14 protein-coding genes are annotated in these 14,772 nt (G+C 46.5%); all 14 read left to right on the forward strand.

Annotation, left to right across the window (positions count from 1 at the left end; translation table 11 throughout):
- Positions 1–2 precede the first annotated feature (2 nt).
- The 14 genes from ACESPQ_RS13105 (at position 3) to pyk (ending at position 14,671) form a co-directional block, all read left to right on the forward strand.
- Positions 3–557, forward strand: a complete 555-nt coding sequence (locus tag ACESPQ_RS13105; protein ID WP_002608639.1) for a hypothetical protein — start codon at positions 3–5, stop codon at positions 555–557.
- Positions 530–1,096: a hypothetical protein gene (locus ACESPQ_RS13110; RefSeq protein WP_002608640.1), complete on the forward strand. Its 567-nt coding sequence runs from the start codon at positions 530–532 to the stop codon at positions 1,094–1,096. The genes ACESPQ_RS13105 and ACESPQ_RS13110 overlap by 28 nt, the downstream gene beginning before the upstream one ends.
- The gene (minD, locus tag ACESPQ_RS13115) at positions 1,081–1,857 is read left to right on the forward strand and encodes a septum site-determining protein MinD (RefSeq protein ID WP_002608641.1); all 777 of its coding nucleotides are present in this window, start codon (positions 1,081–1,083) and stop codon (positions 1,855–1,857) included. Before ACESPQ_RS13110 ends, minD begins: the two co-directional genes overlap by 16 nt.
- Positions 1,858–2,119: 262 nt before the next feature.
- The gene (locus tag ACESPQ_RS13120) at positions 2,120–3,229 is read left to right on the forward strand and encodes an AI-2E family transporter (RefSeq protein ID WP_373144460.1); all 1,110 of its coding nucleotides are present in this window, start codon (positions 2,120–2,122) and stop codon (positions 3,227–3,229) included.
- A 307-nt stretch (positions 3,230–3,536) separates the two neighbouring features.
- Complete coding sequence (locus ACESPQ_RS13125) at positions 3,537–4,112, forward strand: peptidoglycan DD-metalloendopeptidase family protein (protein WP_002608643.1); 576 nt, start codon at positions 3,537–3,539, stop codon at positions 4,110–4,112.
- The gene (locus tag ACESPQ_RS13130; protein ID WP_002608644.1) at positions 4,099–4,875 is read left to right on the forward strand and encodes a site-2 protease family protein; all 777 of its coding nucleotides are present in this window, start codon (positions 4,099–4,101) and stop codon (positions 4,873–4,875) included. Before ACESPQ_RS13125 ends, ACESPQ_RS13130 begins: the two co-directional genes overlap by 14 nt.
- 112 nt (positions 4,876–4,987) lie before the next feature.
- Positions 4,988–5,944, forward strand: a complete 957-nt coding sequence (locus ACESPQ_RS13135; RefSeq protein ID WP_257379117.1) for a metal ABC transporter solute-binding protein, Zn/Mn family — start codon at positions 4,988–4,990, stop codon at positions 5,942–5,944.
- Between the two features lie 105 nt (positions 5,945–6,049).
- Positions 6,050–8,635, forward strand: a complete 2,586-nt coding sequence (gene polA / locus ACESPQ_RS13140; protein ID WP_373144461.1) for a DNA polymerase I — start codon at positions 6,050–6,052, stop codon at positions 8,633–8,635.
- A 9-nt stretch (positions 8,636–8,644) separates the two neighbouring features.
- Complete coding sequence (mutM, locus tag ACESPQ_RS13145) at positions 8,645–9,475, forward strand: DNA-formamidopyrimidine glycosylase (RefSeq protein ID WP_257333335.1); 831 nt, start codon at positions 8,645–8,647, stop codon at positions 9,473–9,475.
- Positions 9,472–10,065, forward strand: coding sequence for a dephospho-CoA kinase (coaE, locus tag ACESPQ_RS13150; RefSeq protein WP_373144462.1), 594 nt, complete (start codon positions 9,472–9,474; stop codon positions 10,063–10,065). The genes mutM and coaE overlap by 4 nt, the downstream gene beginning before the upstream one ends.
- Positions 10,066–10,069: 4 nt before the next feature.
- Positions 10,070–11,266 (forward strand): DnaD domain protein, encoded by a 1,197-nt coding sequence (locus ACESPQ_RS13155; RefSeq protein WP_002608649.1) that lies wholly within the window; start codon positions 10,070–10,072, stop codon positions 11,264–11,266.
- The gene (gene zapE / locus ACESPQ_RS13160; protein ID WP_373144463.1) at positions 11,267–12,181 is read left to right on the forward strand and encodes an AFG1/ZapE family ATPase; all 915 of its coding nucleotides are present in this window, start codon (positions 11,267–11,269) and stop codon (positions 12,179–12,181) included.
- A 57-nt stretch (positions 12,182–12,238) separates the two neighbouring features.
- Complete coding sequence (gene pfkA, locus ACESPQ_RS13165; RefSeq protein WP_002608651.1) at positions 12,239–13,201, forward strand: 6-phosphofructokinase; 963 nt, start codon at positions 12,239–12,241, stop codon at positions 13,199–13,201.
- Between the two features lie 48 nt (positions 13,202–13,249).
- Complete coding sequence (gene pyk, locus ACESPQ_RS13170; protein ID WP_002608652.1) at positions 13,250–14,671, forward strand: pyruvate kinase; 1,422 nt, start codon at positions 13,250–13,252, stop codon at positions 14,669–14,671.
- The last annotated feature ends 101 nt before the right edge of the window (positions 14,672–14,772 follow it).

Consider the following 14,772-nt stretch of genomic DNA (forward strand, 5'->3'; position numbering starts at 1 on the left):
GCATGGCGCATATCGTCTTTGTCATCATCTGCTTTCTGATCGATGAAATACTTACCGTGATTTTTCCCAACAGCTATCTGATTAACGATCTGCTGTTCATACCGAATCTTGGCTTCTGTGCCATGGTGCTGACAATTCGTAAATTCAGTTTTCTGGATTCCTGCCTGTTCGCTTTTGGCTGCGGTATGATTTACGATTTCTGTTTTGCGAACACGTTTCTGCTCTATGCGATTATTTATACCGTCATAGCGTGTCTGCTGCAGCTGTGGAGCAAGCATATGACGGAGACGCTGATTGAATCGCTGGTTCTCTGTATTGTGACAATTTTCGTCAAGGATCTTCTGATATACTGCTATATGAACTTTCAAAGAATTACCAGTATGTCGCTGATGCTGTGGGCGGAGCGTTATGAGCTAATGACCTTGCTCGCTAATGCGATTCTTGTCATGGTTATTGTATTCCTCATTCGTATCAAGGACGACTATCTGGAAATGAAAGCACTCCGTATACGAAAAGGGGAGAAGGTCGAATGGTTCAGATTAAAATCAAAGGAATAAACGATACCTATCACATTTATGCGCAGTATGATGATGCATCTGCATTTTTCCAGCAGCTGAAGGAAAGACTCAAATTCTGTCAGAATAAGAACGGACAGTATTTTGAGGCTTTTTTTCATATCGAAGGCTTGAAGCCGCAGCATCTGCAGGAGCTGTTTCAGCTTTGTGCAGATTGTCACACCCTGATTGCCGGCATCAATGAGCTGCCGCAGGAAAAGTCAAGGCGCATTCTGGAACAGGAGCTGCGGGGTGGAGAGCACTACCGCTTTCATGAGCCGCTGCTTTTGCTGGGCAATATCCGTAAGCAGGCCTTCGTGACAAGCAGTGAATCGCTGTATGTACTGGGCAGTGTGCAGGGCAGTGTGGATTTACTGCATGAGGATTGCGTGCTGGCGGCTTCGCATATCGATGGAAATGTGCGGATATGTGATACTCATTTCCAAAATATGACATCCTTTGCGCCCTGCAAAGTCTATTATGAGAACAGACATTTGGAAATGAAGGAATATAAGGAGGAGAGAATGTGGGAGAGGCAATAGCAATTACTTCCGGAAAAGGCGGCGTTGGAAAAAGCAGCGTCTGTATCAATATGGGCATGGTCCTGGCGCAGAAGGGCTACAGGGTTTGTCTGATCGATGTGGATTTGGGCTTGAAAAACCTGGATGTTATGCTGGGTTTGGAAAACCGTGTAATCTATGATTTAAAGGATGTGATGGAGGGGCGCTGTACCCTGGCAAATGCGATGATTCGTGATAAGCGTCAGGATAATCTGTACCTGCTTCCGGCATGCAAAACGATACATATACAGTATTTCCACGGTGAGGATTTAAAAATCGTCGTAGAGGAGCTGAAAAACCAGTTTGATTACATACTGCTGGATACACCGGCAGGAATCGAAAGCGGCTTTATACATTCGATTGCCTGTGTGAGCAGAGCAATTGTCGTAACGACACTTGATGTGACGGCATTGCAGGATGCAGACCGTATCATCGGTATTCTGATGAAGGAGGGAATGGAGCATATTTCCTTTATCGTCAACCGCATGAACGTGCATCATATGGATCGGGGTATCAGCGTTTCGCTGGAGGAGGCGAAGCAGTGGCTGTCCATCGATTTTCTCGGCTACGTATTCGATGATGAGAATATGATGCGCTCCAACAATCATGGCAAGCCGATCGTATTGCAGCGGGAAACGCAGACCTACAGCTGCTTTGACAGCATTGTCCGCCGTATGCTGGGACAGCGCTGTCCGCTGCCGAAATATCGTGAAAGGAAATTTTTGCAGAAGCTGTTTGGATGAACGGTTGTCTGCTGAGGCTTATAGAGGCTTCTGACTTGCATAGCAAGGTGAGTCAGAAGCCTTATGCATTCTGCAAGGAATTCTGAAGCCGAGGATATCCGGTATACGCATCGCTGGATGGCAAAGCAGTTTCGGCAGAAACATCATCATATGTCACAATGCACGGCAGTGAGGCAATATCCTCAGAATTTGTTCAAGCATGCTTCGCTGGTTTTTTTTCCTTCGGCATGGTAGAATAGAAAAGTGAAAGTATGGTGGTGTTATGTTAAAAAGATTTCTGAAAAAAATAGATCAGAGGTTTTCTATTTATACCCTGTGCAAGGTGATCTGCGTGTTACTGATTCTGTTCCTGCTGATTAAGACACAGGTTGTATGGGGAAGCTGGTACCGGATGCTGCGATCCATTTTGCAGCCGTTTATCATCGGCTTTGTCCTTGCATATGTGATGCATCCTCTTGTGGAATTTCTGGAAAAGAAGGGGATACCGAAGAATTTTTCCATCATCGCCATATGGGTGTGCGTACTGGTGTTTCTAATCGTGATGCTTGTTATGCTGATGCCGGTGCTGTATGATAAAATCAATGAATTTATGACCAGCATGATTGACGGTGTTGTCTGGATTTCCAATAAAATAAAGACTCTGGGAAATATGAAGGATTTCTCACTGGTAAACAGCATCACAAATAATATTGTCAATATCCTGCAATCCTATGATGACTGGGTTCCGCAGCTGGTTTCCAGTCTGCCGGGACTGATGAATACGGTATTGAATGTGGTGACCAACGTTCTGTTCTCCATCATCATTGCAATCTATATGCTGTTTGACTTTGATCGCATCAAGCGCGGTCTGCGGAAATTTGTTCACCTGTTTTTCAAGAACAGCGATATATATCTGCATGAAATCGATCAGAATGTCGCTGTATATCTGAAATCCCTGATTATTCTGATGCTGATTAAATTTATTGAATACTCTGCCTTTTATTTTATGATCGGACATCAGGACTGGCTGATTATCGGCCTGCTGACATCGTTTGGTGTCATCATTCCCTACCTGGGTGGTACGATTGCCAACAGCATCGGTATCATCACAGCACTGACGCTGCCGCCGAGTAACATCGTGGCTTTGATTATCGGTATCATGATCTTATCCAATGTGGATGCCTATGTCATCTCGCCTCTGGTTCATGAAAAGCGCAGTGCCATGGGCCCGCTGATTACCTTATTCGCTGTGTTCGCAGGGGGTGTCATCATGGGAGCTGTTGGCATCATGGTGAGTGTACCTGCAGCGATCGCCATTAAAACCGCTATCGAGGTTTATGAGCAGAAAACGGACCGCAGGCTGTACGATAATGCTGTGGAGCCGGACGTATAAAAAGTAAGCGGTGAAGTGCCTGCAGGCATTACAGAAATAAGGGTACGCAATATACATATAACCATAGACCTGTCAGTATGCACTGGCAGGCTTTTTTATCTTGTGGGAAAGATAGATGCGGGAAGGTGCGGCCAACGGCATTTGCGTGTTATGCCTCTGTGTTCCTGATTTTCTGCCTGAATAATCTCAGCATCCTCATACCAGTTCCATTTCGCTATACAGCACGTGCAAAAGCACAGACTGGAAAGCGGCTGCGGCACTTCTATTTCCAGCAGCGTGCGCATATAGTGTTAGCAGGAGGGATGATATGGACGATTTAAGAAGAGTTAGAAAACGAATCAGAGGCCGAAGATTTGACGGAGCAGGGGCGCAGGAACAGAAGCAGCGTCCGTTCATCCTGTTTCGTATGATCTATCATGCGGTCATGCTCATGATGTGCATCTGTGTTGTCGTACTGGCTCTGCTGCTCAATCAGAAGCTGAATCTGGTAAAAATGCCTGCCGTGATACAGCAGTTCCATCTGGAGGATCTGGGAAGCTGGCTGCCCTTTGAAAACTGGTTTTCACTGAAGGAGGAACCGGTTTCCACATCACCGGTGTATACACTGCTGAAGGACGATCATTATTCCAACGGTACCAATCAGGCACGCAGCGGATATGCCGGTGTCGTGCTTCATGTGCAGAAGCAGGCGGATAAAAAAAGCAGCGTCACCGTAAAGCAGGACAATGGTGCAGTGGTAACCTATGGAAATCTCAATGAGGTCAAGGTAAAGCAGGATGACCGCATTCTCAAGGAGGCTGTTCTGGGGACGGCTGACAGCTATGTAACCATCAACGCATTGAAGGATAATGAGAAAATCAAGGTGAGCGATGCATTTTCATAAGCTGCGGATACGGATATCTCTGCTTTGGCTGCCGTATCTGCTGATGCTGCCGTATCTGCCTGTAGCCCGTCTGATCGGATGGATCTTTATCATGCTTACCATTCATGAGATGGCACATATGTTATGTGCCATTCTCTTTCATTACCCGATTGAACGAATCAATATATACCCCTTCGGACTGGCGGCAACCATAACGCATATCGGTCACGGCTCTTTGGTGAAGGAAATTCTCATTATTTCCGCAGGCCCGCTGATGCATGTTCTGTTTCCATCCCTGTTTCAATTCTGTGTGGCAAAGGGGATCCTGTCACCATCCTTTGCATCCTATCTGCATACGATCAATGCTTCCATTCTGCTGTTTAATCTGCTGCCGATCTATCCGCTGGACGGAGGACGGCTTATGCAGACTTTTTTTCACTGCTTTTTACGCTTTCGTACAGCGGAATATGCAACCCTTATTTGCTCCCTTATTTCCATCACAGCTGTTTTTTACTTTCATTTGCTGCAGGGAGTGAGTGCTGTCATCGTACTGATCTTTCTGATTCTGCAGATTTTCCTGTCCTGGCGCTCGCTTCCTCTGACACAGCTGCAGTTTTTTCATTATCGCAGGCTGCATCCGGTAGCTTATGATCCGATCCTGAATGAATCCTTCGATTTATACCGCGGTCGAAGGAATATCATAAAGTACGGCAGAGGCTGGATTGATGAGAAAGACTGGCTCACGCAGCGCTTCGGCAGCGAGAAAAACAGTAGGCGTCCGTAAAGAAATGTGATATACTCAAAGGGTATGCGGTACCCTTATGGCAGGTGCTGTAAAGACTATTGTACCACAGGGGCATGTAATGGTATAATGGAACGAAAGGGAGGCAGGATCTATGAAGGTAAAACTATTTCTTGTATCTGTTCTGGCGCTGTTTCTTGTCAGCGGCTGTGAAGAGAAAAATCCAAGCATTGCCACAACCGTATATCCTGTACAGTATCTGGTGGAAAGAATCGGCGGTGATGATGTAACCGTGAGCAATATAACAGAAAATACGATGATTCAGCGTGCGCAGATCAAATCCAGCTTTCAGGATATATTGAAGGACAGCGATGCCCTGTTTTATATCGGTGGTTTGGAGCCGTATATGGATTTGTATGTGGACGATATCCGGGATACCGGAGTGGATATGGTGGATCTTGCGACCAAGAGTGCAATTTATAAATTTGAACGCTATACCTCAACAACGATTGACGGCATTACGGCAGGAACGGAAGGCCCATATTACGAAGGAGAGGAATTTGCTAATCTGGATACCTATGATGCAGACCCCATGCTTTGGATGGATCCTGTAGCGATGACCAGCATGGCGAGTGATATTCGTGACTATCTGGTACAGAAGTATCCGCAGTATAAGGACATTTTCGATGAGAACTACGATGCTCTGGAATTGGATCTGGCCCGGCTGGAGGCAGACTTTCAGGCTATCCCGGACGGCAAGATGAACATCAGCTTTGTTTCCATGACACCATCGTTTGGAAACTGGCAGAAATCCTATGGCATTAAGGTATATCCGGTAACCTTGTCCAAATACGGAGCACTGCCGACAAGCGATCAGCTGGCAGCTATCAAAAAGCGCATTAAAAGCGATCATGTGCGATATATAGCAATTGAACAGAATCTGAGTGAGGATATGGAGAAGCTGCAGCAGCAGCTGATTGATGAGCTGGCACTGATACCTGTGAATTTGAACAATCTCTCCAGCATTTCAGGCGAAGATAAAAAGGCCAGCAAGGATTATCTGACAATTATGTATGATAACCTGAAAGCACTGGAATCGATAGCATCCTAAAGGTCATAACCGGACCTTTTTCTTTTGAGTTGGATAATTTATCAGGCATCCTTCTTCTAAGAAGCGAAAACTGTGGTAAAATAAGAACGTATGGAGGAACCCCCAATGAAAAAACTTTTACTGATTGATGGAAATTCCATGCTGTTTCGTGCATACTACGCGACAGTATATGGAAGAATGATGAAAACGAGCAATGGTGTACCGACCAATGCGGTATATGGCTTTATTACGATGATCAACAAGGCGCTGTCCATGGTGGAGCCGGATGCGGTGCTGGTCGCATGGGATGCAGGCAAGCCGACCTTCCGGCATGAGACGTATACCGAATATAAGGGAACCAGAAAAGAACTGGATCAGGAGCTGATCGTACAATTCCCGATTGCCCGTGAATTCCTGGATGCCTATGGCATGAAGCGCTATGAATGCGAGGGTATTGAAGCGGATGATATCATCGGAAGTATGGCAAAGAAATATCCGGATGTGGAAATACATATTTTATCCAGTGACCGTGACCTGCTGCAGCTGATTGATCCGACAACGGATGTCTATCTGATGAAAAAGGGGATTACGGAAATGGAAGTCATGGATGAGGCAAAGCTGAAGGAAAGTATGGGAATCGTACCCTCACAGATTATTGATCTGAAGGCGCTGATGGGAGATACTGCGGACAACATTCCGGGCGTGAAGGGCATCGGTGAAAAGACGGCACTCAAGCTTTTAAGCGAATACGAGACCGTGGATAACGTGTATGCACATATCGATGAAATCAAGGGCAAGCTGAAAGAAAAGCTGGAAACGGATAAGGAAAAGGCATTTTTATCCAAGTATCTTGCGACGATCAAGGTGGATGCCGAAATCCCGCTCCCCTTTGCGGATATGATGCTGAAGGAGCCGGGGGAAGAGCTGCACGATTTCTTTGTGAAATATGAAATGAAGAGCTTTGTAAAGGAAACCATGGATACCAGAGAGGTGAAAAAGGAAGGCAGCCGCACGATTGTGAAGCAGATTTCGCCTGATCTTTTACAGGATGGGGCACTGGTGTATGCCAATGTGGATAATGAAAGCTATTATGATGCACAGCTGTATGGCTTTGCCATCAGTCTGCAGGATCGCACCGAGTACATAGAGCTGTCAGACGCCTTGCAGGATACAGCATTTCTGGAATGGCTGAAAGAAGAAAACGGCAAGGCGGTATATGATGCGAAAAACTTCTATCACGCCCTGCATAAAAACAACATTCCCTTTGCGGATGTTACATTCGATGTCATGATTGCGGCATTCCTGGTGGATGGAACGCTGTCAGATTACGATAAGCTGGCGGAGAAGTATCAGTTTGACCGCAGTCTGTTAAAGGATGATGTATTCGGTAAAAAGGGCAAGGGAAAGCTGGTGGACAGTGACGAGGCTGCCCGCTATGCCATGGCGCAGGCCGATTATTTACAGGATCTGGTTGCCAAACTGGATACAGCGTTACGGGAAATGGAAATGATGGAGCTGTTTACTACCATTGAAATGCCGCTGACGCATGTGCTGTACGCGATGGAAAAGGAAGGGGTTGTTACCAGCCTTTCCACTCTGGATGAAATCGCAAAGGCGACCAGTGATAAAATCGATGCCCTGAGTGCAAAGATATACGAGATTGCCGGTATGGAATTCAATATCAATTCTCCGAAGCAGCTCGCCGGTATTCTGTATGATGAGCTTGGCTTAAAGGCAGGAAAGAAGCGCAGCACTGCAGCGGATGTACTGGAAAAGCTGGCATCCCAGCATCCAATTATTCCGCTTCTGCTGGAGCATCGCAAGTATCAGAAAATCTATTCCACCTATGCGGTTGGCTTAAGCAAACACGTTTTAAAGGATGGTAAGATTCATACGATTTTCAATCAGATTCAGACACAGACCGGCCGCTTGTCCTCCTCGGAACCAAACCTGCAGAATATTTCCGTGCGGGATGAGGAGGGAAAGGAGATTCGCAAGGCGTTTGTCGCCAGTGAGGGACATGTGCTGCTGTCTGCGGATTATTCCCAGATTGAGCTGCGTATGCTGGCACATATGGCGAATGAAGAGGTGATGATCGATGCCTTTAACCATGGCATTGATATTCATACAAAAACGGCAATGCAGATATTTGATGTGGAACACGATGCCGTGGATGCCAATATGCGCAGAAGTGCGAAAACAGTAAACTTCGGTATTGTTTACGGACAGAGTGATTTTGGACTGAGTGAACAGCTGGGTATTACCCGCAAGGAGGCACATGCCTTTATTGATAAGTATTTTGCATCCTATCCGAATATCAAAAGCTTTATGGATACGACGATAGCATTCTGTGAGGAGCATGGGTATGTGAAAACGCTATTCAACCGTCGCCGTTATATCAAGGAAATCAGTGATAAGAACTATATGATGCGGGAATTCGGAAAGCGCGCGGCTATGAATGCACCGATTCAGGGAAGTGCTGCCGATTTGATCAAGCTCGCCATGATTCATATATATAAGAAAATGCAGGAGGAACAGGTGAAATCCCGTATGATTCTGCAGATTCACGATGAATTGATTTTTGATGTCTGGGAAGATGAACTGGAACAGATGAGGACCATTGTCGAGGAGGGCATGCAGAATGCGATGAAGCTGCGTGTACCGCTGATCGCCGAGGCGAATATCGGCAGGACCTGGTATGATGCAAAGTAGGTGAAGAATATGCCGGAGCTTCCAGAGGTAGAAACAGTTGTAAGAACATTGGAGCACCAGCTGGATCGCGTGATGATTGTCGGCTGTGAGGTGTTCTGGAATAATATTATAGGCTATCCGGATGCAGCCGCCTTCTGCAGGGATATCGTTGGAAAAACAATACAGGGGTATCACCGTCACGGAAAATATATGCGCTTTGATCTGGGGGATATGGAATGGATCTGCCATATGCGGATGGAGGGGAAGTTCTATGTGCAGCAGCCGCAGGAGCCCTATGATAAGCATGTTCATGTGATTCTGCAGCTAAGTGACGGACGGCAGCTGCGCTATCACGATACAAGGAAATTCGGCAAGATGTATCTGTATGAGAAGCGTGCGGATGTTTCATCCTATCCGTGCTTTAAAAATATCGGATATGATGCCTTTGATGAACGTATTACGGCAGAGTGGATGTACCACACGCTGCATAAGAAAAAGACCGCGCTGAAGGCTGTGCTGCTGGATCAGCGCTATATCGCCGGTATTGGTAATATTTATGCGGACGAAATCTGCTTTGCCATGCATATGCATCCGGAAACGATGATCAATCATTTGCGGAAAAAGGACTTTGAGGAGCTGATCTATCATATCCGTCGAATCCTAAACGGTGCAATACGTGCCGGAGGAACGACGATTCGCTCATATACCTCCCAGCTTGGTGTGGATGGCCGCTTTCAGCTGAAGCTGAAGGTACATGCAAAGAAAGGAGAGGCATGTCCGGTTTGCGGGACGACGATCAAAAAGATTGTCGTCGCAACACGGGGAACCTGTTTCTGTCCGACATGCCAGCGAAGAAGATGAGAACAATTGGACTGACCGGAGTTATGGGAGCCGGAAAATCGAGTGTGATTCGAATATTGCAGGAGGAGGGCATTACCGTGCTGGATTGTGATGCCGTGAATGCACAGCTGCTGCAAAAGCATGAGGAAGGCTATATAGCGCTGATTCAGATGTTTGGAACCGATATTCTGAATGACGAGGGCAATATCATGCACCAGCGGATGAGTGATCTGATCTTTTGCGATCCTGAGAAAAAAAGACAGGCAGAGGGGATTTTGCATCCACTGATAAAGAAACGTATTTTTGAAGAGCTTGCATTACATGCAAAGGAGTCTATTGTCGTTGTGGAGGTGCCGCTGCTCTTTGAGGTACACTGGGAGGATGCCTTTGATGAGGTCTGGGTAGTGGCCTGTGATGAGGAGCTGCTGTTATCCCGTCTGAAGCTGTATCGCCATATTTCCAAAGAGGAAGCGCTGCGCCGCTTACGGCTTCAGCTGCCGCAGCAGGAAAAAATAAAGCGTGCAGATGTCGTTTTTTACAATAACAGCGATTCGGCAAGTCTGAAAAGACAGATTTGTGATATACTGAACATGAAGAGGCAGTTGAGGTGAGCGTGTGAACAGAAAAGAGGATAAATGCCGTATTGAGGTACAGGGCGAAATGACAGCGGAGCGCTATGCTTCCTTTACTATGCTGTATGTTCCCCTGATCGGCAGCGATGCAGCGGCACTGTATCATACGCTGGTCAGCATCGGTACGAGAAATCAGAAGATTCGCAATCATATTCTGATTCAGACTATCAGTAGGCTGAGCATGGAAGCCATGGAGAAAAGCCGGCATGTGCTGGAGCAGTATCTGTTGGTGAAAACCTTTTATGATGCTGCGAAAAACAGCTATCTGTATCAGGTGTTCATGCCCAAGGACGGCAATGAATTTCTCAGACATGAGGTGTTCGGGCGTCTGTACCTGAAGGAAATGGGGAAGGATGTATATGAGTTCAACAAGCTGAGCTTCGCCAAGCCCTGTGAGGATAAGTCAGCGTATCAGGAAATCACCATTCCCTTTGTGAATATTCTGAAGGAGGACTGGCAGGATGTGCAGGAGGAGGATTTCCGCAAGCTGAAGCCACAGCAGGATCTTCTGCATCACAACGATATCCCTTTAAGCTTCAATTATGATCGGTTTTTAACCGGTCTGCCGCAGATGGTATTTCCCTCCTCTGCCCGCAATGAGAAGAATCTGCGGATCATCGGAGAGCTAGCGACGATTCACGGCATCGATGAGATTACCATGCGCAAGCTGGTTTCCCAGAGCATGGATTTGAAAACCAATACGCTTAACGTGGAACAGCTGAAAAAAAAGGTGCGCAGCTGTAAGTCGGAATTTCATGCCGAGGAAAACAAAGATCCCTATCGTCTTCCACCGGTTCGCTTTCTGCAGAACCTGCAGCATGGCGTGGAGGTCAGCCGCAGCGACAAGTATCTGATTGAAGCGCTGATTTCCGATTTCAAAATGAAGCCGGAGGTTGTCAACGTATTGATTGAGTACGTGCTGAAAATGAAAAATCAGCAGTTTCCGAAGGCATACGTTGAAAAGGTGGCAAGCACCTGGGTGCGTCTGGAAATCGATACGAGTGAAAAAGCGCTGGCGCATATTCAACGCGAGACGGAAGAAAAGGGAAGTCGCCGCAAGCCGGTTCAGAAAAAAGAGCTGCCGTCCTGGTATCACAATCAGGAGGAAATCAAGGTGGATGTGGAAGATTTTGATGAAGATGAGCTGCTGCAGAAGATGAAGAAACTGAGAGGTGAGTAAATGGAGAAATTATCATTTGCATTTACACTGAGCGAGGAACAGAAAAAAAAGAAAGAGGCGCTTGTTGCGCGGCTGATGAAAAACGACCATGTGCTTGCCTGGCTGAAACGCAATGGCTGCGACGAGGACTTTGTGTGGAAGCACAGTGGGAAATTTGCAGACTGGACAGCTGTGATGGATAAGTGTGAAAACTGCCGGGGATTAGATTTCTGCCGACAGCCGGAAAAGGGAACACGCGTCGATCTGTATCTGGATGGAATGCTGATGAATCAGATATCGCATTGTACATACTATAAGGAACAGCAGAAGCAGTATGCACATCGCTGCTTCTATAAGCAGATGGATATGCTGGAGGATTATCTGCTGGTGGATGTTACGTGCCTGAGCCTGCAACATGAGGCTGTTGAATATAAGACAGCAGTTGCGAAGGTTATTGATCTGTTAATGAATGAACATCCGCAAAAGGGTCTATACTTATGGGGAAAGCCTGGAGCCGGGAAAAGCTGGCTGGCGGCCGGCATGTGCAATTATTATGCCAAGCAGGAAAAACGTGTGGCGTTCGTCAATGTCCCCAAGCTGATTTCCGATCTGAAGCTTTTATTTCATGAGCCGGATGCCATGGAGGCAAGACTTCGCAGCATCCGCAACGCTGAGGTTGTCGTATTTGATGATATCGGCGGTGAGAGTGTTACGGCCTGGAGCCGGGATGACATTCTGCTTCCCTTGATGGACGCACGCATGGAGAAACGGCGCCTGACGATCTTTACGAGCAATTATTCCATGGAGGAGCTGAAGCAGCGTCTGTGTGCGGCAGCAAGCAAAAGCAGTGAACCGGTAGCGGCTGAGCGGCTGTTGGAACGCATCCGTGCATTGTCTTGTGAAATATTTATAAAAGGCGAAACAAGACGAAAATAATGCTAGTAAAAATTGTAATATAATGGTATCATAGTAACCGTGAATGGAGGAATTTTTATGGTAAAACGTATTGGTGTTCTTACTTCCGGTGGAGATGCACCTGGAATGAATGCTGCAATTCGCGCCGTCACAAGGGTTGCACTCAACAGTGGAATCGAAGTCTTTGGTATTTATGATGGATACAAAGGAATGGTGGAAGGCTATATCGAGCCTTTGACAAAAGCCAGCGTCGGTGAGATCATCGACCGCGGCGGAACGATTCTAGGGTCTGCCCGACTTCCCGAATTTAAGGATATCGAAGTGCGTAACAAAGCAGTTCAGCAGTTAAAAAAACGTGGAATTGAGGCTATCGTAGTCATTGGTGGTGATGGTTCTTACCGCGGTGCTCTGGCATTGACGGAAATGGGAATCAACTGTATCGGATTGCCGGGTACCATTGATAACGACATCACATGCACAGACTTTACGATAGGGTTTGATACAGCTCTGACGACAATCGTGGAGGCAGTCGATAAACTGAGAGATACATCAAGCTCTCATCATCGCTGTTCGATTGTGGAAGTTATGGGAAACCGCTGCGGGGACCTGGCAATCTGGTCAGGAATAGCGTGCGGTGCTGAAATTGTTATTACATCCTCTACAGGCTTCGAGGAAGGTGAAGTGCTGGAGAGATTGCGTGATTTTGATTTGATCAAGAAAAAACGTCATGCGATTGTAGTCATTTCAGAAAAAATTACAGATGTTCACCAGTTTGCCAAAAAGGTAAGCTTAAATACTGGATTTTCAGGTAGAGCCACGGTGCTAGGCCACGTTCAGCGTGGAGGATCACCGACACCGACAGATCGAGTATTGGCATCCCGTATGGGTGAAAAAGCGGTGGACCTGCTGATGCAGGGTGTAGGAGGCCAGTGTGTCAGCATTAAGGACAACCAGATTGTATCGGTACCGATCGAAGAGGCGTTGAATATGCCAAGGGAATCACGCAAGAGATTGCAGAATTTATTCGACAGACTGGTATAGAGGGTTGTGCTCGCAGTATCTATTAGGTAATTAGGAAAGGAAATTAACATGTTAGCAAACAGAAAAACTAAGATTATTTGTACGATTGGCCCTGCTTCCGAAAGCAAGGAAATGATGACGAAGCTCGTCGAAAACGGAATGAACATCATCCGTTTGAATTTCTCCCACGGAGATTTTGAAGAACACGGAAACCGTATCAGGAATATCCGTGAGGTCGTTAAGGAAACAGGAAAAAATATCGCAATTCTGCTGGATACAAAGGGACCGGAGGTACGTCTGGGCGAATTTGAGAACGGCGTGGAAACGTACGAGAAGGGCGATATGGTTACCATCGTTCGTGAAAAAATATTAGGAACACACGAGAAATTTCACATTCAGTGTCCGGAAATCTTCGACGATGTTGAAGTTGGCGGAACCATTCTGATTGATGATGGGAAAATGCGTCTGACCATTCTGGAAAAGAGGGAAGGCGAACTGAAGTGCCGTATTGAGAACCCGGGACAGCTGAAGAGCAAGAAGGGCTGTAACCTGCCTGGTGTGAAGCTGAGTATGCCGTTCATCTCTCCGAAGGATGACGCAGATATCCGTTTCGGATGCCAGATGGGCGTGGATTATATCGCTGCATCCTTCACAAGAAGAAAAGAAGATATTCTGGCAATCCGTAAGATTTTAAGAGAAGAAGGAAAACCGGATATCCAGATCATTCCGAAGATTGAAAATCAGGAAGGCTTCGACAATCTGGAAGAAATTCTGGAGGTAGCGGATGGTGTCATGGTAGCTCGTGGTGACCTTGGTGTTGATGTTTCCTTTGAGCTGGTACCAATCTATCAGAAGAAAATCATCAAAACAGCAAATGCAATGGGAAAACCTGTTGTGACTGCTACACATATGCTGGAGTCTATGCAGGGGAATCCAAGACCGACACGTGCCGAGGCAAGTGATGTTGCCAACGCCGTACTGGATGGAACAGATGCAATTATGCTGAGCGGAGAATCTGCTGCAGGTCTGTATCCTATCGAGGCTGTACAGACAATGGATCGCATTGCGAAGGCAATGGAGCCGACCATTCCGTTTAGAGACCGTTTGAAGGCGAGTATTAAGACAAGCCAGAGAACAAAGAATGATGCAATCGCTATTTCAGTAGCGGATACAGCTATGGCATTGGATGTTGCGGCAGTTATCGCATTTACTCAGAGTGGTACTACAGCAAGAAGAATTTCAAAATTCCGTCCGGAAGCACCGGTTATCGCCGTTACCTTTGATGAAAAAACGCAGCGCTCTCTTGCTATGAACTGGGGTGTTACGACAGTACTTTCTGAGGTCGCAAATAATCAGAACAATGAGTGTGAGCTGGCTAGAGCGATCGCGAAGGAAATGGGAATCAAGGTTGGTGAAACCATCATTATCGTTGCCGGATATCCGGTAGGAAATGGTGCTACCAACACAATGAAGATTATTGAAGTAAAATAAGAAGAATACCGGGCATGAGTGATCATGCTCTTTTTTTGCGTTGCAGCTGCGTGTTTTTTGCCTGAAATTTGCGTGGGAACTGCACGGTGTTTCATGGTATT

The organism is Clostridium sp. HGF2 (assembly GCF_964240115.1).
In the GTDB taxonomy this organism is placed as follows: domain Bacteria; phylum Bacillota_I; class Bacilli_A; order Erysipelotrichales; family Erysipelotrichaceae; genus Clostridium_AQ; species Clostridium_AQ innocuum.